Genomic DNA, 22,901 nt, shown 5'->3' with positions numbered 1-22,901 from the left:
AAACAAGATCAATATCGGCAAAGAAATCAGAATAAGCTTGATGTTCAGGCTGGCAATGGCATGGATACCTTTGTCTGCATGCCTTATCAGCTTTTCAAGCTCTTCTTCTTTGATGAACTCTTTATCTTTCAAGTGTTCATCCAGGGCATTCCAAGATTTTTTCAGTTCTTCCAGTTCCATATATCTTATTCCTCCTTTTTCATTCTTTTAAGTTTGTCTTTGATGCGGCTTAGTTTAGTCGCTACATTGGTAACCGTCAGTCCGGTAATTTCTGCTATTTCTTCATAACTTTTGTCTTCGAGATAGAGCAGGATAATTGATTTGTCTAGTTGTCCCAGCTGGTTAATCATCTGATAAAGCTGTTTCAGCATTTCGTTGATCGGGTCGTGTGCTTCTATGGTCCAGTCAGTATCTTTGGTGAGACTGACAATTTCCGGTATATTCTTTTCTTTACGATAAAAACTGATACAAGTGTTGAGAGCAATACGATAAATCCATGTAGATACTTTACATTCTTTTCTGAATTTAGGATAGGCTTTCCAAAGATTCAGTAGCACATCCTGATAAAGGTCATTGAGCGGAGCATTGGGGTTGGCGTACAGATAGCACACTTTGTAGATCACCCGTTCATATTCGCGGATTACCGACAAGAACTCTTGCTCAATAGGAGGATTGGCTTCTGTTGTTTGTTCTCTCATGAAGTCTATGATTGCTTTTCTGGTTAGTTAGTCGTGAGAAAAGGAGAAAAATCACAGGAGAATGATGATTATTGAAGATTCGCTGCCAGAAATTTGCGCATTTCTTCGATGCTTTTTCCCCGGCGGCGGGTATAATCTTCGAGTTGGTCCTCTCCAATCTTTCCTACAGAAAAATATTCGGAAGCCGGATGCGAAAACATAAGTCCGCAAACAGAAGCGTGCGGATACATGGCCCCGTTTTCAGTCAATGAAATACCTATCTGTTTCATGTCCAGCAGTTCATCCAACAGGAAGTTGACAGACTGATCCGGTAAAGACGGGTAGCCGACGGCAGGGCGAATACCTTGATATTTCTCGACCAATAAATCCGCTATGCCCAGATTTTCTTCTTTGGCATATCCCCATGCTTCTTTTCGTACATACTCATGCATCTTTTCTGTTGCAGCTTCTGCCAGTCGGTCGGAGAGGGTTTGGACAAGCAAGTGTTTATATGGGTCCTGTTCATACAGTCCTTCCATGTCCGCATCAATAGAAGAAGCAAAAGCACCGATGGTGTCGGGGATGCCGGAAGAAAGAGGACGGATAAAGTCGCTTAGACAAAGGAAAGGACTTCCATCTCTTTTGGGCGTCTGCTGACGCAGCAAAGGAAAGGTGACGAATTGGTCTTTTTCTTTCTCAATAATTAGATTATCTCCGTCAGAATTTGCTTTACAGAGCTTGAATAGGGTCTTTACCTCATAATCCCGGTCGAGTAGATCAAGCATCCGGTTGGCTTCTTTAAATAACTGCATGGCTTCGGAAGCCTTGCTACGCTCTTCTTCCGGAAAAGTCGTCAGCCACGAAGCACGGCAGGCATCACATCCGTGAATGTTGGCGATGGCTGCAAAACGTGGCTGGAAACCCCATGCGTGGAAAAAGTAAATCCAGTTGATGTAGGGAGTAACTGTGTGTATTTTATAAGATAGAATCATAATTTATACAATTAAATGGGAATTTATCGGTTAAATGAGAATTTATCGGTTAAATGAGAATTTATCAGTTAGGCTGAAAGCCTTACAATTATATATTTATTGGGGTGCCCTGAAAGGGCTTAATTATATAGCGTAGGGCAACGCCCTACGAAAAAGACACACCAGCCACAAGCCCTGAAAGGGCGGAACTGTATACAATTATGCCCTTTCAGGGCGCAAATTCAGATTGTCGTTTTTACGTAGGGCGTTGCCCTACGCTATAGAATTAAGCCCTTTCAGGGCACTCCGCAAAATTATCATTTATCGTTCGAAGAACAATTCTTGTCCGCGATAAGTCTCGTCTATTTCTCCGTTGTTATATAACAGATGTCCGTTTACAAATGTTTTCTCTACTTTCCAGTCGAATGTGTGTCCCTCTAATGGACTCCATTTACATTTGCTTAGAATACAATCAGTTGTTACAGTCCATTCGCTTCCGGGGCGGACTAATACCAGGTCAGCCTGATAGCCTTTGCGGATGAATCCCCTGTTTGGTATCTCATACATCTGCGCAGGAGCATGAGCCATTTTTTCTACCACTTTTTCGATAGTAAACACTCCTTTATCTGCCAACTCCAACATGCTGACTAGCGAGAACTGAATCATCGGCATCCCGGACATTGCCTTTAATGCACCTCCTTCTTTTTCACTAAGCAAGTGTGGGGCATGATCGGTTGCGATGGCATCAATCAGACCGCTGTTGACAGCTTCTTGCAAGGCTTTCCGGTCTTGTGCAGTCTTGATGGCAGGGTTGCATTTAATGCGGGCACCCAATGTCTGATAATCTTCTTCCGTAAAGAGTAGATGGGAAACGCAGGCTTCTGCTGTAATTCTTTTTTGTGCCAGAGGAACGTTGGAAAACAGACTCAACTCTTTAGCGGTGGAAATATGCATGATGTGCAGGCGGGCATTTGTTTCCCGTGCCAGTTGCACAGCCAGCTCGGACGAACGATAGCAAGCCTCTTCCGAACGGAGAAGCGGATGAAGAGCCAGAGGTACATTGTCTCCGTATTCTTTCTTGTATTTATCCGTATTTTCTTTGATAATTCCCTGGTCTTCGCAATGGGCGGCGATGAGCAGATCGGTTCCACCGAATATATTACGCAAGCTTGCCATCCGGTCTACCAGCATATTGCCGGTGCTTGACCCCATAAATAATTTCACGCCACAAACCCGGTGTTTATCCAGTTGCGCAAACTGGGTATAGTTATTATTCGTTGCTCCGAAATAGCAGGAATAGTTGACAGCTGATTTCTCACCTAGTAGGGTGAATTTCTCTTCCAAAGCCTCCAGCGTCGTAGTCTGCGGGTTTGTATTGGGCATGTCCATGATGGAAGTGACACCCCCTGCTGCAGCGGCATGGCTTTCTGTGGTAATATCAGCTTTATGAGTCAGTCCGGGATCGCGGAAATGAACATGCTCGTCGATGGCACCCGGCAGGAGATAACACCCGCTTGCGTCAATGACTTCGTCACAAGGGGCAGTTGCTTTTTCTTCACCCACCAATATTTCGGCTATCTTTTCATTTTCAATGACTACTGAACCCAGTACTTTTCTTCCTTCGTTAACAATAACGGCGTTTTGAATCAGTGTACGTTTCATGACTTTTGCGGGAATTTATGGAACCAACTATTTACTTTTAATTTAATCACACCAAATATGGCCTCTCCAAAGATGCTGCTATTCATCTTGGAAGTCCCTAGTTCACGATTAATGAAAATCACGGGAACTTCGATGATTTTAAAACCACATTTGTAAGCGGTGAATTTCATTTCAATCTGAAAAGCATATCCCTTAAAACGGATATGATCCAAATCAATCATTTCCAGTACCTGACGGCGGTAGCAGACAAATCCGGCAGTCGTGTCGTGTACGGGTATTCCTGTGATGAACCGCACATATTTGGAGGCAAAGTACGACATTAATACCCGTCCCATCGGCCAGTTCACTACATTTACTCCGCTGATGTAGCGGGAGCCGATGGATACATCTCCACCCTGTTCCGAACAAGCCTGATACAAACGGGGCAAATCGTTCGGATTATGACTGAAGTCGGCATCCATTTCAAAGATATACTCGTATGCGTGTTCCAGTGCCCATTTAAATCCGGTAATATAGGCAGTGCCCAATCCCAGTTTCCCTTTACGCTCAATCATAAAAAGCCGTTCGGGAAATTCTTGTTGCAAGGTTTTTACGATGGTTGCCGTTCCGTCCGGAGAGCCGTCTTCTATTACCAGAATATGGAATACTTTGGGAAGGCCGAATACGGCACGGATGATATTTTCTATGTTCTCCCGTTCATTATAGGTAGGGATAATTACAATGCTATCCGATGTCTGCATATAGATACTATAAAATTTAAAACAAAAGTAGTTCTTTTCCTTTAGTTATAGCCGAACTAAGGAAAATTTAACGTGAAGAGCAGAAGGCAATCTTTTGTTTCTTGGTGTGAAACGGTTTGTTCCTCGGTGTGAAACAAGTTGTTTCTCGGTGTGGAACACTTTGTTTCTCGGTGAGAAACTTTGGGGGGATGAAAACTTTCCCACACTTATGTCTGTCCTGCGATTCTTTTTTGTAATTTTGCGGGGAAATTTTATAGGTATGACAATAACTGAATTGCAACAACAATATGCTGCCCACCCCAATATGGCAGTAATGAAGCGCTTGTTGAAGGACACTTCTGTTCAGACTGTTTTTTGTGGAGGACTGTGTGCATCTGCTGCTTCTCTTTTTTCTTCTGTATTGGTACAAGAGAGTGGTTGTCCGTTTGTCTTTATTTTAGGTGATCTTGAAGAAGCCGGCTATTTTTATCATGACTTGACGCAGATATTGGGTACGGAAAAGGTGTTATTCTTTCCATCTTCATTCCGTCGCTCTATTAAATATGGGCAAAAAGACGCAGCCAATGAGATTCTGCGCACGGAAGTACTTAGCCGCTTGCAAAAAAGGGAGGAGGGACTATGTATCGTTACGTACCCGGATGCATTGGCAGAGAAAGTAGTGTCGCGAAAGGAATTGAGCGATAAAACCCTGAAATTGAATGTAGGGGAGAAAGTGGATACCACGTTTATCACTGATGTGTTGCATAGTTATGGCTTCGAATACGTAGATTATGTATATGAACCGGGGCAATACGCTGTTCGCGGTAGCATTATCGACGTTTTCTCTTTTGCTTCGGAATATCCTTATCGTATTGATTTCTTTGGTGATGAAGTAGAAAGTATCCGTACCTTTGAAGTAGAGTCCCAATTATCCCGCGAGAAGAAAAGTGGAGTGTCCATTGTTCCCGATTTAGCAGTGACAGGAGACGTGACAACTTCCTTTCTGGATTTTATCCCGAAAGATACTACTCTGGCAATGCGCGATTTTCTTTGGTTGCGTGAACGAATCCAGGTGGTGCATGATGAAGCGTTGACTCCCCAGGCAATAGCTGTCCAGGAAGCCGCAGAGAATGGAGGCATTACATTGGAGGGAAAATTGATAGACGGCAGTGAATTTACTGTACGGGCACTCGATTTCCGCCGATTGGAATTTGGTAACAAACCAACCGGAACGCCGAATGCCAGTGTTACTTTCAATACATCTGCCCAACCCATCTTTCATAAGAATTTCGATTTGGTAGCTTCTTCTTTCAAAGATTATTTGGAAAAAGGTTATTCGCTATATATCTGTAGTGACAGTATGAAGCAGACAGATCGTATCAAGGCTATTTTTGAAGATCGGGGCGATCAGATTAATTTTACTCCCATAGAGCGTACCATACATGAAGGATTTGTAGATAACACACTACGGCTCTGTATCTTCACCGACCATCAGTTGTTTGACCGTTTCCATAAATATAACCTGAAAAGTGATAAAGCCCGTTCGGGAAAAGTAGCACTGTCCTTAAAAGAACTGAATCAGTTTACTCCAGGAGATTATGTGGTGCATACCGATCATGGTATCGGACGTTTTTCCGGTTTGGTGCGTATACCGAATGGTGATACTACGCAGGAAGTTTTGAAACTGGTGTTTCAGAATGAAGATGTAGTGTTCGTTTCCATTCATTCCCTGCATAAAGTTTCCAAATACAAAGGTAAGGAGGGAGAGGCTCCCCGGCTTAACAAATTAGGTACAGGGGCATGGGAGAAACTGAAAGAACGTACGAAGAGCAAAATCAAGGATATAGCCCGCGATTTGATAAAATTGTATTCGCAGCGTCGTCAGGAAAAAGGGTTTTCTTATAGTCCCGATAGTTTCTTGCAGCGTGAGTTGGAAGCATCCTTTATTTATGAAGATACACCGGATCAGAGTAAGGCGACGATTGATGTCAAAGCGGATATGGAAAGTGACCGCCCGATGGACCGTCTGGTCTGTGGCGATGTAGGATTTGGAAAAACAGAAGTTGCAATCCGTGCCGCTTTCAAAGCTGTTGCCGATAATAAACAAGTGGCCGTTCTGGTTCCGACAACGGTGCTTGCTTACCAGCATTTTCAAACATTCCGCGAACGTCTGAAAGGACTGCCATGCCGGGTGGAATATTTAAGCCGCGCACGTACTGCCGCACAAACCAAAGCTGTATTAAAAGGACTGAAGGATGGAGATGTCGGTATTCTGATAGGTACCCACCGTATCTTAGGCAAGGATGTTCAGTTTAAAGACTTGGGACTGCTGATTGTCGACGAAGAACAGAAATTCGGAGTTTCCGTAAAAGAAAAGCTGCGTCAGTTGAAAGTGAATGTAGATACACTCACAATGACTGCTACTCCGATTCCCCGTACCCTTCAATTCTCGTTGATGGGCGCGCGTGATTTGAGCGTGATTTCCACTCCGCCGCCTAACCGCTATCCGATTCAGACCGAAGTGCATACTTTTAATGAAGAAGTGATAACGGATGCCATCAATTTTGAGATGAGCCGCAACGGGCAGGTCTTTTTCGTCAATAACCGGATTGCGAACTTGCCGGAACTGAAAGCAATGATCGAGCGCCATATTCCGGATTGCCGTGTAGCAATCGGACACGGGCAGATGGAACCGACAGAACTGGAGAAAATTATTCTGGATTTTGTCAACTATGACTATGATGTGCTCTTGGCAACCACAATCATCGAAAGTGGTATCGATATTCCGAATGCAAATACCATCATTATCAATCAGGCGCAAAACTTTGGTTTAAGTGATCTCCACCAGATGCGTGGACGGGTAGGGCGTAGTAACAAGAAAGCATTCTGTTATCTGCTGGCTCCTCCGTTGGGCAGTCTGACAGCTGAAGGAAGACGACGTCTTCAAGCGATTGAAAACTTTAGTGATTTGGGAAGTGGTATTCATATTGCCATGCAGGATTTGGACATTCGTGGAGCCGGAAATTTGCTCGGAGCCGAGCAAAGTGGCTTTGTCGCTGATTTGGGATATGAAACATATCAGAAGATACTGACTGAAGCTGTCCATGAGTTGAAAACAGATGAATTTGCAGAACTGTATGCTGATGAAATAAAAGGTGAAGGACAAATTAGTGGAGAAGAATTTGTAGAGGAGTGTCAGGTAGAAAGTGACCTCGAACTTTTATTGCCGGCCAACTACGTAACCGGCAGCAGCGAACGTATGTTGCTCTATCGTGAACTGGATGGACTGACATTGGATAAGGATGTGGAAGCTTTCCGCACCCGCCTGGAAGACCGCTTCGGTCCGGTTCCCCGGGAAACGGAAGAATTACTCCGCATTGTTCCTTTACGCCGTTTGTCAGCGCGTTTGGGAGCAGAGAAGATTTTCCTGAAAGGCGGACGAATGACCTTGTTCTTTGTTTCCAATCCGGATAGTCCGTTCTATCAAAGTAAGGCTTTCGGTAAAGTGATAGACTATATGATGAAGTATACTCGGCGCTGTGATCTGCGTGAGCAGAATGGCAGACGGAGTATGTTGATTAAAAATGTAACTAATGTGGAGACGGCAGTCAGTGTGTTGCAGGAGATTGTGGCGTTGCCTGTGAAAGAAGAATAAATAAGCTTTTCGGGGAAGATAAGCGAGGAATTGTTTGTTTTATACCAAGGGGATCTTTATCTTTGTAGATATAACTTAATAACTGATATGGCTAAGAAATCATATAAACCTCAAGATAATGAATTGCCACAGGTCAATGAACCAGTGGCTGCTTATCATGTAACTACTCCTAATGCAAATCTTTATGTTCCTACAGAATATGAACAGGAAATTATAATGCATTCTGAAAAAGATTATGAGGAGGGTAGATTGCATACTCAAGAAGATGTGGATAAGCTGGTGGAACAATGGCTAAGTTAAAAATAGTCTGGACAGAAACAGCGACTATTGTTTTTCAGCAAATTCTGACTTTCTATAATGTGAGAAATGGAAATACCCAATATAGCCGTTCCATTTATACAATGGTGAGAGACGTATTGCAATTAGTCGCTAAATATCCTTATATGTATAAAGCTACTTCTGTACCTAATATACGTGTTTTTCATTGTGATTATTTCAAGGTCTATTATCGGGTACTTGAAAAGCAGATTCTTGTGGAAGCTGTTTTTGATACTCGCCAAGATCCTGATAAGGCTCCTTTTTAGAGGTGGTTTTGTAAGTGATGGAATGGAGCGAATTAGCGTTTTCCGTATAATTTGTCTATCAAGTCAGAACGTCCGATACGTCTCAACTCATTGATGATATTTCTCCTTTCTTCCGGCTTATACCAGAAGAAGAACTGCCGTTGGGCTAGTTTCTCCCGTTGGGTTTTAGCACTGAATATCGGTTCTAACGTGTATGGATGAAATCCGGTATACCAAGCTTCGGTAGCAACCGTCATCGGAGTAGGAGTGAAGTCCTGCACTTGTTCCAGGTGGAAGTCCAGACGTTTAGTGATAACGGCAAGTTCCGCCATATCTTCTTCTTTGCATCCGGGATGCGAGGAAATGAAATACGGAATCAGTTGTTGACGTAGATTCTCTTCCCGGTTGATACGGTCGAATATCCTTTTGAATGTTTCAAATTGCTCGAAAGAAGGTTTGCGCATCACAGATAATACCCGGTCACTGGTATGCTCCGGAGCTACTTTCAGCCGACCACTTACGTGATTGACAATCAATTCACGGGTATACTCGGCAGTGCTGCGGTTGATCGCTTCATCTTTACTTTGATGAAGTAACAGGTCATAGCGTATTCCGCTACCGATAAACGATTTTTTTATTCCGGGCAAGGCATCTACTGCACGGTAAATATCCAGTAAGGGGCGATGGTCGGTATTTAGATTCGGGCAAACTTTCGGATGGATACATGACGGTCGTTTGCACTTCTTGCAAATAGCTTCGTCTTTTCCTTTCATCTGATACATGTTAGCGGAAGGACCACCCAAATCGCTTAAATATCCTTTGAAATCGGGTAACTGGATGACCTCTTTCACCTCTTTCAGTATGGACTCTTTGCTACGGCTGACGATAAACTTTCCCTGATGAGCGGAAATGGTGCAGAAGGCACAACCGCCGAAACATCCCCGGTGAATGTTGATGGAAAACTTAATCATGTCATAAGCCGGAATCCGTTTCCCTTTATATTTAGGATGAGGTAGCCGGGTATATGGCAAATCAAACGAACGATCGAGATCTTCCTGGCTCATCGGAGGATATGGAGGATTGACTACTACTATCTTGTTTCCGACGGCTTGCGTGATTCGGGAAGCCGAATATTTGTTGGATTCTTCTTCGATATGCCGGAAATTGCTTGCCTGTTTCTTTTTATCTGCCAGACATTCTTCGTGCGAATAAAGTGGAAGGTCATCTTCGGCAGAGGTCCATTCTGTTGCACGACAAAGATAGGCTGTTTGAGGAACTGATCCGATGATTGTTCTGAATTTATTACTTGTCAGTACTGGCTCTTCAGCAGTAAGCAGACTTTTCATATTCTTCACCAGGTCTGGAAGTGGTTTTTCTCCCATTCCGTAAATGAGCAGGTCGGCACCGCTGTCGCATAAAATGCTCTTTTGCACTTTGTCCTGCCAATAATCGTAATGACTTAACCGTCTTAAACTGGCTTCGATTCCTCCGATAACTACGGGAACATCCGGATAAAGTTTCTTTAGTATCTGGCTATAAACCGTAGAAGGATATTCCGGACGCATATCCGGACGACCGTCCGGGGTATATGCATCTTCGCTGCGCAATCGTTTGTTGGCTGTGTATTTATTTACCATTGAGTCCATACATCCACCGGAGATACCGAAGAATAGCCGTGGGCGTCCCAACTTCTTGAAGTCACGCAGGTCGTCACGCCAGTTGGGCTGGGGTACAATGGCTATTTTCAAACCTTCCGCTTCAAGAATCCGTCCAATAACGGCAGCACCAAAAGAAGGGTGATCCACATAGGCGTCAGCACTGAATAGAATGACATCCAATTCATTCCATCCGCGAAGTTCTACTTCTTTCTTGGTAGTAGGTAACCAGTCAGTCAATCGATATTCTTTCATGCTGCAAAGATACGGATAATAAAAAACATCCCAATGATTTTTTTATTCATTGAGATGTTTAACTTCGATTATCGGGATGTTTTGCTTCAATCATTGAGATGTTTTTTTATAACTTCCCATTGATTGTGAACTGTAATGTCATTTGTTCTCCATCATAGATTTCACGAAAACCGATACCTTGTTCGGACAGATATTCCTTTAGATCCTGAAACGCGTCAGCATGGTTCATGATAATCTCTATCGTTTCTCCCGGAGAGGCAGTGCACATTGCTCTTATTGCAGGAATCAGCGGACTGTATGCTGTTATTCCGCAGGTATCTACCGTAATCATTATTCCTCCTCTTCTTCCGCTTCCGTGTTGGAAAGCCAGGTAAGATAGAGCTTAATGAGCTGTTGCAGACCGAATGCCTTCATATTATTGTGATAAATCACGTCGATACAAAGGTCCAGCAAGTCTTTACTGTCTTCTTCCTGACTGGCGATAAGGGAGCGGATATTAAGTTTCAACTTATCCAGAACTGCTTCATCTACAATACCGGTACTGTCGATAAGATGACGGAACAGAGCATATTTCTCAATTGTTCTCAAGTTTTCATTAGATACTTCTATGCTGCGTGTACCGCTAGGATTTGCTTGTATAGTATACATTGTTTTTTAGTTTTAAAGGTTATTATAGTAGCAAAGATAGAATTTAAAATGAGAAACGGATTAAAAAAAAAGGATATTTTTTATTTTTGAGTAAAGAATCCCAAGATGCCTGCCATGATGGTTGCCCGATCCGCTTCCGACTGGATGCTTTCGAAAGGAAAGCCCAATACAAAAGTGCGGTAGTTTCCTTTGTAAGCGATACCTGCGCTCTGATTGCCGGGTACATACGTAAATACAGGGAAAGCAGTATCTACGGGAACGATGCAATCTGCTGCAGGAACCGCATAACTGTTCTCATTGGGCAGACGCGGGATCGTGATCGTGCGCCCCAATCCTTTAATCTGATTTGCACTCTTATCCGTCAGGCTACTTTGATAACCATATTTCAGTATTTTCTCTGTAAACTCCCGGTTGCCTTGTGTGCCGCTCATATCGCTTCCTACATAAGCACCGCTGACAAATAGACTACCTCCCGACTGACAATAACTGGTCATAATTCGTTGCATAGCCGAGGAGAATGTCTTGTAGTACGCTTTATTTGCGGGGTCTTCTTTTTCCAGTCCCAGGATATAATCTACCACCGGATAATCTTCTAACGTAACCAATCCGTTTTCTACCGCTTCGTCACTGCATGACACAAAACTATATTTGCCGGCTGCCTGAATCGCTTTTCCATGAATAAAAGGATAATCGAATGTGTTCCCTGCTATTTTCATTCCTTCTAACTCGTTTCCGCTATGGCCCAGACTGCCTTTTCCTTCTTTTCCGGCTTGTGTACGGTCGAAGCCTGTTTGTGCTCCGCAAAACGAAATGTTTGATATATACGGGACTCCGGGATCTTGTGATAAATCGAATCCTGCTCTTTCAGAAGTATTAATGACCGCCGGACCGCTGATTCTGTCAAAGCCATTGATGATAATTACCTTTTCCTGTTCGCGTTTGGCTTTATAAGCGGAAAGGATTTCGGAGGGAAAGCTTTCCCCGCCGCGGTTTACGGCAGTCACTTTGAATGAATAAACGAGCCCTGGTTCTATTTTAACGGTGTGGGACGTTTTGCTGACTAAGGTTCCATTGTCAAAGCCTCCATAACCGATGCGTGTATATACGATGTATTCCCGTGGGCGTGCAGTCGGTTCTTGCGGATCATCTTCACCTTTCCATGAAAGTTCCAATGTATTCTTTTTCTTTCCGAATTGAATGGCGAAATTGCTGACTGGTAGGGGCTGAACTATATATTCTTTATCATGCTGGCTGGTAATGAACTGCAAAATACCTTTATAAATGGCTCGTCCTACTGTAAACTTGAAGTTCGGATCATGCCCTAACTGCATATCTGCGAAGTTCTGATGGGAGAGCAGTTCGATAATCGTAGAAGGTGTAGCCGGGAGACGTGTTTCACTGTAATTCCGGTTCCACATACTGCGGCGTGTCCAGGGGATGCTGTAACTTGAATAAATATCTTTCTGAATCTGTGTGAGCAGAATATCGGCTAAGTCACGTGATGCATACCGGTCTGTTCCTGCATTCAGTTTTCCATTATTGAAATCGGTGGTATAGATACCGAGCGATCCGATAAGCTCATCAGTCTTGCTGCATCCGGCATCACTGTGCAACGCCATAGTCATTTCCAAAGGTACGCCTAAACCCGATTGTTGCGGGTTGTAGACAGAACTGCCCGACAAATAGTTGATAGCGTTGGAACGTGTGTTGATGTCGTCTGTATAGTCGTTTTCACCTTTACGTCCTGCATACACTTCGTATGGCATTCCCGCCCATTGCGCAGAGTAGCGTGCTCCTTCCAAATAACGGGGTAGCCCGCTGGTTCTTCCTCCACGGGCAATGTTTCCCATTCCACCTCCAAAACGTACTGCATCGGCGCATACAACTCCATGTTCGCTGCTCTCGTTGCTAAGTACCACCATGCCGTAGTCGTTGTTCCCTTTATCAAATTCAAACGTTCCGAGGTAAACCCATGTGCCTCCACCTATTTTCTGATTAACTTTAAATTCGGTTACTCCTCCGTTATGGAATACCAGATATTTGGCGTCGCTTACACTATTTGGGAGTGTCTGATAGGAAACATAAACGGCATACTTGCCTGTTGCCGGTAGAGTAGGTACCCATTCGGCAAATACCTGGTCTTTATTCTTCTTTTTCTTTCTTTCGGTTGGTATGAAACGACAGGTTCCGTCAGTGAAAGGATTCTCTCCCTCTTTGTAGATCGTTTTCTTTTGAGCAAATCCTCTTACCGGGGCATTTGTCCAATTAGCTTTTTTGCTACCCACTTCCAGATAAAGGGAAGCGTTGGGAGTGTCATTATCTACGATGATTTCATTCTTCTGCGTATCCCGTTCACGGGGAGTATAAACAATCGCTCCAGCATTTTCCAACATGGGAATCACGTATGGAAGAACGAAAGATTGAGTGAACATATCTTCCGTGGTGCAGAACAATCGAGGGCGTTGCCATCCCCATTCGTTTTTATCATTTTTGAAGTAGTTGCCGTGGCTTTGCCAGATTGCGATATGACGGTTTTGCAGTCCGCGTGAAATTTCATTGGGACGTGAAATGTTTTTCACCCAGGGAGCTCCTTTATAATCTATATTCAAAGATAACCGCTCCTTATCCTTTTTCTTATTCCGGTAGAAATTAGGAACCAAATCCTCAATAGGTTTTCCATCCGCATAAATGGTGAGCTGGTAATAATGAACAGGCCCCGGAAGCAGTTCTTTAACTTGATTATAAATGTTTTCTACAGTTTCCAGACGGAAAGGCTGATAGGCGAAACTCTCCGATGCATAGATTGCAATCGTCTTGCGATCATAATTTATATCGAAACTGTTCAGTTTAGGAGTGCTGATTTTGGCTGTTGCGGTATATTTGTTGAAGTAATCCGTCAGCCGTTCTTTTACATTTCTTTCAATATCTTGAGCGAAAAGAAAATTAGCACTTACAGTAAGGCATAGAAGAAACACTATTATCTTTTTCATTATTCAATGCTTTTGTTCTCATTTTCACCACAGAGGAAAGGAGAACACGGAGGGCAAATCTATGAAGCGATATAAAAATGGTTGTTCATAATAACTCTGTGTCCTCCTTTCCTCTGTGGTGAATTATCCCCGCAAAAATAACAAAAAAAGAGCGAGAAGTATCGAAACTTCCCACTCTTCTTTCATTGTTTTATATTCTCTTAATTAAGAATATTATTCTTATAAAGGAACGTATTCTACAAATGCTTCCATTGCTTCGTAAGAAGCCAGTCCTAACTTATCATACAAAGTAGCTGTGCCACGGTTACGGTCTTCACTACGTTGCCAGAACAAACGTTCGTCATTACCCAGGAACGGAGCGCTTTCCATCTGCGACTGATGTTTCAGGATAGAGTTACGTTTTGCACGAAGTTCTTCCGGACTGATCGGCACTGCCATTTCAATATTTTCGATTTCCCATTCAGCCCACGCACCACGGTACATCCAGATACGGCAGTCTTTCAGCCATTTGGCACCTTCTTCTTTTTCAAGATCAACGGCTGCGAATACGGCGTCCGTACATACACGGTGTGTTCCGTGCGGGTCGGCCAAGTCACCTGCAACGAAAATCTGATGAGGTTTCACTTCACGAAGCAAGTTACGTACGATTTCCACGTCTGCTTCACTGATCGGGTTTTTCTGAATCTTACCTGTTTCATAGAACGGCAAGTCTAGGAAGTGGCATCGTTCCAATGGTATATTGTTATAAGTACAGGCCGTACGGGCTTCACCACGACGAATCAGACCTTTGATAGTCAGAATGTCACGACTGTCCATATCACCATCTTTCTTCTCTTTCAAGAAATTACGTATTTCTGCATATTTCTCATTGATAACCTGATCTGCGCTGTTATTGAAGAGTTGGTTGAATCCGTTGATGAAATGCATGAAACGAACTACTTCTTCGTCGCCAACGGCGATATTGCCGGAAGTTTCGTAAGCTACGTGTACTTCATGTTTCTGCTCTACCAAACGACGAAGCGTACCACCCATCGAAATAACGTCATCATCCGGATGCGGAGAGAAAATGATTACACGTTTCGGATACGGTTTTGCACGTTCCGGACGGTAGGTGTCATCAGCATTAGGTTTGCCACCCGGCCATCCGGTAATGGTGTGCTGTAAATCATTGAAGATTTTGATGTTTACATTGTACGCAGAACCGTAAAGTGCCAGAAGTTCACTCAAACCGTTTTCGTTATAGTCTTTATTTGTCAACTTCAGAATCGGTTTGCCGGTCAACTGACACAACCAAACGATGGCACTACGGATTAGTTTATCATTCCATTCGCAAGAAGTTACCAGCCACGGACGTTGGATACGTGTTAAGTTCATAGCTGCTGAAAGATCAAGAGCTACATGCGCGTTGTTGTGAGTTTGCAGATAAGAAGCCGGAATAGTGTCAGTGATCGCACCTTCCACACATTCTTTAATCATAGCTGCTTTGTTTTCCCCCCATGCAAGCAGATAAACCTTCTTTGCGCCAAGGATAGTGGATACACCCATTGTAATAGAACTGATCGGCGTATTATCCAGCGTTCCGAAAATCTTGGATGCTTCGTTGCGTGATGCATTATCCAACAAAATCAGACGAGTGGTAGAATTCAGTCGGGAACCCGGTTCGTTGAACGCGATGTTACCTACACGGCCAATGCCCAACAAGGCAATATCAATACCTCCGAAGCTTTCAATGCGTTGTTCGTACAGACGGCAATATTCGAAGATGGTATCTTTGGGAATGCTTCCGTCGGGAGTGAATATATTCTGTTTGTCAATATCGATGTGATCCAATAACATACTCTTCAAAGCGTTGAAGTTGCTGTTGATTGCATCGGGAGCCAACGGATAATATTCATACATATTAAATACGATCACATTGCGGAAGCTAAGACCTTCTTCCTTATGCATGCGGATGAGTTCGGTATATACGTGGCTGGGCGAATCACCTCCGGGGAGTGCCAATACGCAGAAGCGTCCTGCTTTTTGTTTTTCGCGGATGGTCTGTGCTATTTCGCGAGCAATATAGTTAGCACCTTCTTCTACGGATTCGTAGATGTCCGTAGGGATTTTTTCGAGTCTTGTCAAGACTGATTTTTCAAATGCATTCTCCGGTCTGTAGTATCTGGGGGAGACCCGGTGGAGACTGATTTGAGAACTAAGATTTGTTTTCATAAAGTTGTTAATTAAGTTATGTAAGATTAGCGTCCTTACGACTGTATTTTCACGACAAAGATACAAAAGAAGTCTATATAATTAACTACCGAATTCTAGGTATTGTTGCTACATGAATCTGTTTTTAACATTTGTTATTTGGCAAATGTTATAGATGGAATTCGTCTGCATCTTTCCATACCGGGAACTTCTCTCTGAATTGGTTGAGAGCAGTGAGATTTACACTGACAGTCGTTATTCCTTCCTTTTCATCTGGAATTGAGCCGATTTCTTCTCCGAAAGCGGAGTAGACTTTACTTCCTCCATTATATGAAAGTTGGTACCCGTCTGTACCTACTCTGTTGACACCGCATACATAGCATTGATTTTCTAAAGCGCGTGCCCGGAGTAGAGTATCCCAAACCAGACGGCGGGGGATAGGCCAGTTGGCTACATATATTAAAAGGTCGTACTCGTTGCCTACGTTTCGGCTCCATACAGGGAAACGAAGGTCATAGCAAACCAGCAGGCAGATATTCCATCCATGATAGGGGATGATGAGTCGTTTATCACCGGCCGAAAAGTGTTCAGCTTCCCGTCCCATACGAAACAGATGTCGTTTGTCATAATAGAACTCTTCTCCTTCCGGCGTCAGAAAGAACGCACGGTTATAAAACTGTTCGTTCTCTGTTGCTATATAGCTTCCGCAAATGGCTAGCTGGAATTTGGCGGCCCATTGTTTGAGTGTTGTAATGGTTTCCCCGGAATTTGGCTCTGCCAGTATTTTACTCTGCATACTGAATCCGGTAGAAAACATCTCCGGTAAAACAACAATCTCCGTTATTCCACGAAGACTTTGCAGCTTTTCGTGGAGCAAACGGAGATTTTCTTGTTTATTTTCCCAAACAATATCGGTTTGTATGATAGAAATACGGATAGACTCCATGATAACTAAGTATTATACTTAATACCTGATACTTAAATCATATTTCTCCAAGAGCGAAATTCTCCGGATGTTTTCCTTTGAAATCCTTGAAGTAAAGTTTGATTTCTTTCATGTCCTTATTAATATCTCCTGACGGCATGATGGCTTTCGTTGCAGAGATTGTTTTCTTGCTGTAATCAATACCAATCAGCACGATAGGAACCTGGGCTTTCAAGGCTATAAAATAAAAGCCTTTTTTCCAGTTTGGATTCGCTTTGCGGGTTCCCTCGGGAGTGATAGCCAAATTAAACTTTTTATATTCAGCAAAATTATGAACCATCTGATCTACTAGCGACGTTTTTCGACCGCGATCAACGGGAATTCCGCCAACTGCTCTGAAAAAAACGCCAAGCGGAAAGAAAAACCATTCTTTTTTCATCATGAAACTTGTCTTACGGCCTATAGCACCATAAAATAGTTTTCCAATAAATAAATCAAGGTTTGTTGTGTGTGGAGCGGCACATATCACGCATTTATCATAATTAGGTACCGTAACGTTTGTCTTCCACCCTAACAGGCGGTAATAGATAAAGCTATAAATTGCTTTTTTCATTTCTGCTTTTAGTTCAATTTTCCGATAGCTTCAATAATCTCGTTAATCTTTGCATTAAAGTCTGCACGGAATTTCTTATAAAAACCTTTCACGTTGCCCGGTTCTGTGTGGCTGATACGAGTAACAAACTCATCCTGCATTTTCAGTACCTCTGCCATCAGTTCATCAGCTTTCGCTTTGTTCGTACTGGGGATGAACATGCTGTTGATTAAACACTCGGTGAATAATTCTCCTGCGATATAGTTTACGTTCTTTTTGAGTTCTCTTCTACTTGCCATAATCTTTATATTTAATGGTGAATAATAAAAAAATACTTGCGGTAAAGATAGGCACTTTCTTTGATTTGGGCGAATAATGGCGGGAAAAAATGAAAAGTAAGAGGCTTTTAATATCTTTTATATGTATATAAACAAAAGCCGGTTAACTGCTTAAAACAGTTGACCGGCTTTGACTACAAAATTACTTTCCTAACAAAGTTATCTAACTTACTGTGGAGTCCCAAAAGCTGCAAACTCGTAAATACCATCTGCCCACATGGCAGAATTGCCTTTATGTACATTCACAACACCGTATACTCTCAAACGCAAATATCTGTAAGATGCAGGATCTTCAATGTTTAAGATCAGAAATCCTACTTGCCAGTTTTGTCTACCATCCACAAGCATTTTATAACTCTTTCCATCTGTACTTCCTTCAATCGTATATTTGTAGGCAGCTTCAGAACCATTGACCAGTCTTGTAGAAAGGTTAATCTCTGAAATACGAGCATTCTTCTGTATGTCTACAGCTAATATATAAGGAGTACCTGTTGCTGCATTAGAACTTTTCTGAAAAAAGGCTGACGATTCCAAGGAGGCTCCGTCGGTTATGCAATCTGCCTTAGCTCCTTTTGCTCCGGAAACAGTAGACGTAGCAGGAGAATTTAATGTTAGATTTTTGCCATTCTGCACCGGAATGATACCGTATTTATCATTAAATTCCAGATATCTGTAATAATCCATCGACGCGTATCCCTGATTGAAGGCAGCGATGGATATTCTTGGGAAATTACCATCCGGGGTCTTATGTTCCCGTTGTGCTCCCCAATGATAACTCCATACTCCGCAACTTGTTCCCACCATACTAATTCTGTTGAATTGTGCATCAAAAGTGGAGTTATTGCCAATCTCTCTCATGGGTGTCCATTCACCGCCTAAATCGGTAGTAGCTGTATATACAGTTTGACTCGGATACCATCCTGAAGCCTTTGAACTGAAGAAATAATACTCTCCATCTTTTTTGATGATGGCGGGTGTCTCTCTGTGTAACCCTTTACATATTGTATTTACTAATGAAACAGGTTTGGTCCAGGAATTATCCAATTTATAGATATTTATATCACTATTCATATTGGTAGCGGAAAGAAGATACGCCGTATTGTCATCGTCAATGAAAAGTGACTGATCTCTGGACTCATGTCCTAATGGCCGCTCCATTGTACCTACTTCAAGCTTGCCTTTAGGAGTAATCTGTGCCAAATAGATTTTGGCTGCACTGTATCCTTCTTCATCTTCGTAATGTGCGGATAGTATGACTTTACCCGTCTTGGGATTATGCCGGAAAGCAATACCTTCAAAATTTACATTTGGATAAAAAGCCAGTTCACGAGGAGTACTCCAACTTCCGTCAAGTCCTGTTGGGGAATAACTTTCAGAGGCCATCCAACCTTTAAGTGATTGTCCATCCACATTCTTTTCTGTATTTTCTATCTTGTAGGAATAGTAGAGATTGCCAATTTTCATTCCTTGAGGTTTATTTGTAGAACCTTTACTAATGTACTTTCCATTCAGATTATCGTAAACCTCGACTTCACCGACTGGTGTAAATGTAGTAGCTTGTTGGGAAATTGCTGTTCCCACTTTCTTTCCGTCTTTAAACGCTTCTACGTGATACGTAAAAGTTTTGCCAACTGCCAGATCATAATCATCGTACGTATTCCCTTTAGCTTCTCCAATAAATTCTCCGTCCCGATATACTTTGTAAAGATCGGCATCTTCCCGTTGCATCCAGTTCAACTTTACATTTCTGGCCTCTTTTTCGCCTGCGAGTTTAAAAGTTGTGGCCGTTATTGCCCAAGTTTCGGTAGTCTCTCCTGTTTTTGTATCTTCCGGTTGTGCTGCAAAAGAGGAAAATACCGGCAACCCACATAAACATATGAATATAAATGCAAGATAAAGCTTCTTTTGTTGACTTCTAATGTTCATAATACAACTATTTAGTTACTATTTGAAATATGGATAAAAAGCTATTTAGCTCCCATCAGTTTTAGATTGTTGGCTCTGTAGGTAGCTGAAAACAAATCGGCTTCCTTGTATTTGTACTTACTTGAATCGAAATATACAGCAAAATCCTGCATTAGTTTTTTTGAATATTCAGTGAGATACAGGTTGGTTCCGTTGAATGTATTCGAGCCGGAAACGGTAATATACTTTTTATCTTTGACATTCTGTATCTGATAATAACCATCTTCCTGCAGATTGAACATCCAACATTGGGTATCGTCTTTCTTTTCAGAATTCAGTCGTAAAGTGCCAAATAGTGACTCCAGGAACTTCCCGGTTTTTATATCCTTTAATTTGTATACATTGGGAGTTCCCGTTTTGATAAACTCGAAATTCAAATTAATATCATCATCGTCATCTGCTATGGTGAATCCATTGGTGGGCTTTGATACCAGGCGGTCAGATATTTTTTCCAATAAAGAATAGATATTCCCGGAAATAATACTTTCTGCCCGTTTGTAACGATACATAGTGTTGAATACACTCAAATCCCATGCATCATACCATTTTACAACCGGGTATCCTGAACGCATGCTGATAGGTAACCATACAAAATGAGATTTTCCCGGATCATTCCGGTTCCAACGATCCCCCATGTAGATAAATGCTTTATCTTTATCAGGCAGTTGGAAGACGTAGTTGCTTTGTGAGTTGTAGGTTACTTGTTTCAGTTTATCAACTGCAAAATTCACTCCCGTGGTCCATTCTCCTAAGATATTATAGGTATAGGCAGATCTTCCCGGATTCGGGTCCCATCCTGTACAACCGGAAAACAATCCATAATATACATCACCTACCTTAAAGATAGAGGCTGCTTCGTATTTAAGTTCATTCAGAATCTTGATTTCGGTGGGAGTAGGTTCCAAAAAATCATCTCTCAGCAAAGCTATATTAGTATTTGTGTTCATGTCGGTAGAACAGAAATGATACGCTTTGCCATCTGTATCTACAAATAAAGTCTGGTCGCGTGATTCGTTTTTATTAGGACGAAATGTTTTATATAGCGTGTATGGACCTTCTATTTTATCACTGGTTGCTACACAGACCCGTGCTGCACTGTAATCACTATTACTACTTTCCCAATGACTCCACATTACCCATTTATTAGTTTTGGGGTTGAAGATAACTTTGGGGCGTTCGAACAGGCGGCCGTGAGAGATATCGTTTAAATCTTCTTTGGCTTCTCCAGTCGTTTTCAAAGAAAGGCCGAGACGTTTCCAGTTGTACAAGTCTTTAGATTGATAACAACTCACTCCGTTTGACACAAATCCGGTACGGTCTTCTCCGAACCAATAGTAAGTGCCTTTATTAAATACCACACATCCACCATGGGCATTGATTTGTTCTCCATTCACATCATTCCACAAAACACCCGGACTTATCTGGGTGTTCTGTGAAAAAACGGACACACATGAGAATATAAAGCAGATAAATAAGATATTTCTCATAATTTATTCTTCGATGTTGATAGTTATTTCAGGTTGTGCGGGTGCATAAGCACCAGATTCATCTATAGTGAAATATTCCACATTAGCTGTATTATCCATAAAACCGAATTTAGGGGAATATATGCATGATACACCAGTCAATTTGGTATTATCTACACGGATAGATCCGATGTCATTTCCCCATCCGCCACGTCCTACGCTGAAGATTACTCGTATTTGTTTGCAATCGGGTGATGTGGTATAGTCCATAGAGTAAGTTTCCCAGTCTTTGCTTGCTATTTCTGTGACAATTCTCTTCTCCGTGTCCTGTACCTCTTCAATAGTCATCTTTCCGGTAAGTGTACCTTCTTTTTCAGCAATACCTCCTTTCAGTAAAGCTGATAAAGTGTATGTTTCATTAGGAGCGACATTTACTACTTGTGCCAGAGTACCGTCACTCCATCCGCTTGCCCATTTGTAAGGTCTGATTTCAAAAACATGGTTATCAATATCCTGCTCATTATCCAGTTCTTCGGGGAGAATGTACTGCTCCGAATTCCAACGGTCATTGACAACAACGTCCCATCCTTCGATATGAGTCGTTAGCTTACTGTCAGGATCCACTTCAAATTCTCCCTCAAATCCCGGATTCTTCAAAAGATTCTCTACCGGTTCACCGATTCCGGCAGTAAAGTAAGGTTGTGGAGCATAATCCTTGATGCGTACAGAATCTACGGGAACTCCATCTCTGAAGATGAAAGCACGATTATCGGGAGTTATGGCAAAACGGTAAGTATGAGCCTGTCCGTCGTTATTGTAAAACTTGCCTTTTCCACCTTCTTTTCCGCTAGTGGCTGGATTACTAATAGCTTTCTGGTAGTTATTGTATATGCCTATCTCGGAAGAATTAAAATACGCTTTGAATCCGTATCCTTTTTCATTAACGAAATAAGGATAAAAGTTCTGTTCCGTATCATCGGTTTTTATTCTGAATTCGATAGTGTATCCTTTAGAACCTGGGGTAAATGGTTTCGTAAATTCTGAATCTTTTCCGCCTTTATAAGTTGGCGACTTAGAAATGTCCTTTACGGGAAGTGCGGTACCATATCCTTTTACTTTCACATACGAACGTGTGTCTCCACTTCTTAATACAAGTTTACCTTCAGTCAGAATCTTCGTACTATTCAAAGTTACAGTTACTTTTTGTTTTCCCGTATTAGCCGGTATCACGGCAGGAGATACAGTGAAGCCATTAGGTGCAGTTATTTTAATTTCTTTTCCAGGTAAAGCCGCAGAATTAACAAAAAGTGAGACAGATTCATTGGTTCCATTAATGGTTAATTGCGGCAAGTTGGTGTCTACGGACACTTCTTCCGTATCCTTTTTGTCGTCCTTGGGTAGAGCTGCGTAAGTTGCCGTTACACTGGTCGTCAATAACACCATCGATAAGAACATGATTTTTACATACTTCTTTTTCATGATATTGAAATGTTTGATAAATTAGTTATTCAGTAATTAATTGTTTCTGATTGCAAATTTGATGAAAGATATTCAGATAAGAGTTCTATTATAATTCAAATACGTTTGATTTTAAATAATGTGTTTCGCAAGGGATAAGAATCGTTCAGTA

At 42.2% G+C, this 22,901-nt stretch carries 18 protein-coding genes and 1 pseudogene; 4 read left to right on the top strand and 15 right to left on the bottom strand.

Annotated elements, in window-relative coordinates; translation table 11 throughout:
• Positions 1-68: 68 nt before the first annotated feature.
• A pseudogene (locus HMPREF9009_RS26430) lies at positions 69-113 on the top strand (hypothetical protein); the annotation flags it as partial.
• A gap of 72 nt (positions 114-185) precedes the next feature.
• On the opposite strand, the gene HMPREF9009_RS19795 reads toward HMPREF9009_RS26430, so the two are convergent.
• From HMPREF9009_RS19795 to HMPREF9009_RS19780, 4 genes are all read right to left on the bottom strand, one after another.
• Positions 186-698, bottom strand: a complete 513-nt coding sequence (locus tag HMPREF9009_RS19795) for an RNA polymerase sigma factor (protein WP_008021804.1) — start codon at positions 696-698, stop codon at positions 186-188.
• 68 nt (positions 699-766) lie between these two features.
• Positions 767-1,669 carry a vitamin B12 dependent-methionine synthase activation domain-containing protein gene (locus tag HMPREF9009_RS19790; RefSeq protein WP_049703082.1) on the bottom strand — a complete coding sequence of 301 codons (903 nt, stop codon included), beginning with the start codon at positions 1,667-1,669 and terminating at the stop codon, positions 767-769.
• 300 nt (positions 1,670-1,969) lie between these two features.
• A complete protein-coding gene (locus tag HMPREF9009_RS19785; protein ID WP_049703081.1) occupies positions 1,970-3,310 on the bottom strand; it encodes a dihydroorotase in 1,341 nt (446 codons plus the stop codon).
• Entirely contained in the window at positions 3,307-4,050 is a 744-nt protein-coding gene (locus HMPREF9009_RS19780) for a polyprenol monophosphomannose synthase (RefSeq protein WP_004312608.1), read from the bottom strand. Before HMPREF9009_RS19780 ends, HMPREF9009_RS19785 begins: the two co-directional genes overlap by 4 nt.
• 259 nt (positions 4,051-4,309) lie before the next feature.
• On the opposite strand from HMPREF9009_RS19780, the gene mfd reads away from it, so the two are divergent.
• The 3 genes from mfd to HMPREF9009_RS19765 all read left to right on the top strand — a co-directional run bounded on the left by mfd (position 4,310) and on the right by HMPREF9009_RS19765 (position 8,268).
• Positions 4,310-7,684 (top strand): transcription-repair coupling factor, encoded by a 3,375-nt coding sequence (gene mfd, locus HMPREF9009_RS19775; protein ID WP_049703396.1) that lies wholly within the window; start codon positions 4,310-4,312, stop codon positions 7,682-7,684.
• 87 nt (positions 7,685-7,771) lie between these two features.
• Positions 7,772-7,984, top strand: a complete 213-nt coding sequence (locus HMPREF9009_RS19770) for a hypothetical protein (RefSeq protein WP_004312604.1) — start codon at positions 7,772-7,774, stop codon at positions 7,982-7,984.
• The gene (locus HMPREF9009_RS19765; RefSeq protein ID WP_004312602.1) at positions 7,972-8,268 is read left to right on the top strand and encodes a type II toxin-antitoxin system RelE/ParE family toxin; all 297 of its coding nucleotides are present in this window, start codon (positions 7,972-7,974) and stop codon (positions 8,266-8,268) included. Before HMPREF9009_RS19770 ends, HMPREF9009_RS19765 begins: the two co-directional genes overlap by 13 nt.
• 32 nt (positions 8,269-8,300) lie before the next feature.
• On the opposite strand, the gene HMPREF9009_RS19760 is transcribed toward HMPREF9009_RS19765, so the two are convergent.
• The 11 genes from HMPREF9009_RS19760 to HMPREF9009_RS19710 form a co-directional block, all read right to left on the bottom strand.
• On the bottom strand, positions 8,301-10,157 hold the full coding sequence (locus tag HMPREF9009_RS19760; RefSeq protein ID WP_049703080.1) for a YgiQ family radical SAM protein: 1,857 nt from the start codon (positions 10,155-10,157) through the stop codon (positions 8,301-8,303).
• A 106-nt stretch (positions 10,158-10,263) separates the two neighbouring features.
• Positions 10,264-10,488: a sulfurtransferase TusA family protein gene (locus tag HMPREF9009_RS19755; protein WP_004312598.1), complete on the bottom strand. Its 225-nt coding sequence runs from the start codon at positions 10,486-10,488 to the stop codon at positions 10,264-10,266.
• Complete coding sequence (locus HMPREF9009_RS19750; RefSeq protein WP_004312597.1) at positions 10,488-10,805, bottom strand: hypothetical protein; 318 nt, start codon at positions 10,803-10,805, stop codon at positions 10,488-10,490. The genes HMPREF9009_RS19755 and HMPREF9009_RS19750 overlap by 1 nt, the downstream gene beginning before the upstream one ends.
• Before the next feature lie 80 nt (positions 10,806-10,885).
• On the bottom strand, positions 10,886-13,795 hold the full coding sequence (locus HMPREF9009_RS19745; RefSeq protein ID WP_049703079.1) for a golvesin C-terminal-like domain-containing protein: 2,910 nt from the start codon (positions 13,793-13,795) through the stop codon (positions 10,886-10,888).
• Between the two features lie 219 nt (positions 13,796-14,014).
• Entirely contained in the window at positions 14,015-16,006 is a 1,992-nt protein-coding gene (locus tag HMPREF9009_RS19740) for a glucosamine-6-phosphate deaminase (protein ID WP_008643310.1), read from the bottom strand.
• 148 nt (positions 16,007-16,154) lie between these two features.
• Entirely contained in the window at positions 16,155-16,931 is a 777-nt protein-coding gene (locus tag HMPREF9009_RS19735; protein WP_004312590.1) for an amidohydrolase, read from the bottom strand.
• A 37-nt stretch (positions 16,932-16,968) separates the two neighbouring features.
• Complete coding sequence (locus tag HMPREF9009_RS19730; RefSeq protein WP_049703078.1) at positions 16,969-17,523, bottom strand: 1-acyl-sn-glycerol-3-phosphate acyltransferase; 555 nt, start codon at positions 17,521-17,523, stop codon at positions 16,969-16,971.
• Positions 17,524-17,531: 8 nt separating this feature from the next.
• On the bottom strand, positions 17,532-17,801 hold the full coding sequence (locus HMPREF9009_RS19725) for a hypothetical protein (protein ID WP_049703077.1): 270 nt from the start codon (positions 17,799-17,801) through the stop codon (positions 17,532-17,534).
• Positions 17,802-18,008: 207 nt separating this feature from the next.
• Positions 18,009-19,766: a family 43 glycosylhydrolase gene (locus HMPREF9009_RS19720; RefSeq protein ID WP_049703076.1), complete on the bottom strand. Its 1,758-nt coding sequence runs from the start codon at positions 19,764-19,766 to the stop codon at positions 18,009-18,011.
• A gap of 41 nt (positions 19,767-19,807) precedes the next feature.
• A complete protein-coding gene (locus HMPREF9009_RS19715) occupies positions 19,808-21,292 on the bottom strand; it encodes a family 43 glycosylhydrolase (RefSeq protein ID WP_081352690.1) in 1,485 nt (494 codons plus the stop codon).
• A 3-nt stretch (positions 21,293-21,295) separates the two neighbouring features.
• Positions 21,296-22,750, bottom strand: a complete 1,455-nt coding sequence (locus tag HMPREF9009_RS19710) for a carbohydrate binding domain-containing protein (RefSeq protein ID WP_049703074.1) — start codon at positions 22,748-22,750, stop codon at positions 21,296-21,298.
• Positions 22,751-22,901 lie beyond the last annotated feature (151 nt).

This window comes from Bacteroides sp. 3_1_13 (assembly GCF_001185845.1).
In the GTDB taxonomy this organism is placed as follows: Bacteria; Bacteroidota; Bacteroidia; order Bacteroidales; family Bacteroidaceae; genus Bacteroides; species Bacteroides xylanisolvens.
Note: the sequence above shows the minus strand (reverse complement) of the source record. Positions and strands in the feature narration are given on the sequence as shown.

Bases quoted from the DNA above. Each gene is read 5' to 3' on its own strand.
- HMPREF9009_RS19735 (WP_004312590.1), bottom strand. From the start codon at position 16,931: ATGGAGTCTATCCGTATTTCTATCATACAAACCGATATTGTTTGGGAA.
- HMPREF9009_RS19785 (WP_049703081.1), bottom strand. From the start codon at position 3,310: ATGAAACGTACACTGATTCAAAACGCCGTTATTGTTAACGAAGGAAGA.
- HMPREF9009_RS19760 (WP_049703080.1), bottom strand. From the start codon at position 10,157: ATGAAAGAATATCGATTGACTGACTGGTTACCTACTACCAAGAAAGAA.
- HMPREF9009_RS19765 (WP_004312602.1), top strand. From the start codon at position 7,972: ATGGCTAAGTTAAAAATAGTCTGGACAGAAACAGCGACTATTGTTTTT.
- HMPREF9009_RS19710 (WP_049703074.1), bottom strand. From the start codon at position 22,750: ATGAAAAAGAAGTATGTAAAAATCATGTTCTTATCGATGGTGTTATTG.
- HMPREF9009_RS19725 (WP_049703077.1), bottom strand. From the start codon at position 17,801: ATGGCAAGTAGAAGAGAACTCAAAAAGAACGTAAACTATATCGCAGGA.
- HMPREF9009_RS19740 (WP_008643310.1), bottom strand. From the start codon at position 16,006: ATGAAAACAAATCTTAGTTCTCAAATCAGTCTCCACCGGGTCTCCCCC.
- HMPREF9009_RS19715 (WP_081352690.1), bottom strand. From the start codon at position 21,292: ATGAGAAATATCTTATTTATCTGCTTTATATTCTCATGTGTGTCCGTT.
- HMPREF9009_RS19780 (WP_004312608.1), bottom strand. From the start codon at position 4,050: ATGCAGACATCGGATAGCATTGTAATTATCCCTACCTATAATGAACGG.
- HMPREF9009_RS19755 (WP_004312598.1), bottom strand. From the start codon at position 10,488: ATGATTACGGTAGATACCTGCGGAATAACAGCATACAGTCCGCTGATT.
- HMPREF9009_RS19795 (WP_008021804.1), bottom strand. From the start codon at position 698: ATGAGAGAACAAACAACAGAAGCCAATCCTCCTATTGAGCAAGAGTTC.
- HMPREF9009_RS19750 (WP_004312597.1), bottom strand. From the start codon at position 10,805: ATGTATACTATACAAGCAAATCCTAGCGGTACACGCAGCATAGAAGTA.
- mfd (WP_049703396.1), top strand. From the start codon at position 4,310: ATGACAATAACTGAATTGCAACAACAATATGCTGCCCACCCCAATATG.
- HMPREF9009_RS19770 (WP_004312604.1), top strand. From the start codon at position 7,772: ATGGCTAAGAAATCATATAAACCTCAAGATAATGAATTGCCACAGGTC.
- HMPREF9009_RS19730 (WP_049703078.1), bottom strand. From the start codon at position 17,523: ATGAAAAAAGCAATTTATAGCTTTATCTATTACCGCCTGTTAGGGTGG.
- HMPREF9009_RS19720 (WP_049703076.1), bottom strand. From the start codon at position 19,766: ATGAACATTAGAAGTCAACAAAAGAAGCTTTATCTTGCATTTATATTC.
- HMPREF9009_RS19790 (WP_049703082.1), bottom strand. From the start codon at position 1,669: ATGATTCTATCTTATAAAATACACACAGTTACTCCCTACATCAACTGG.
- HMPREF9009_RS19745 (WP_049703079.1), bottom strand. From the start codon at position 13,795: ATGAAAAAGATAATAGTGTTTCTTCTATGCCTTACTGTAAGTGCTAAT.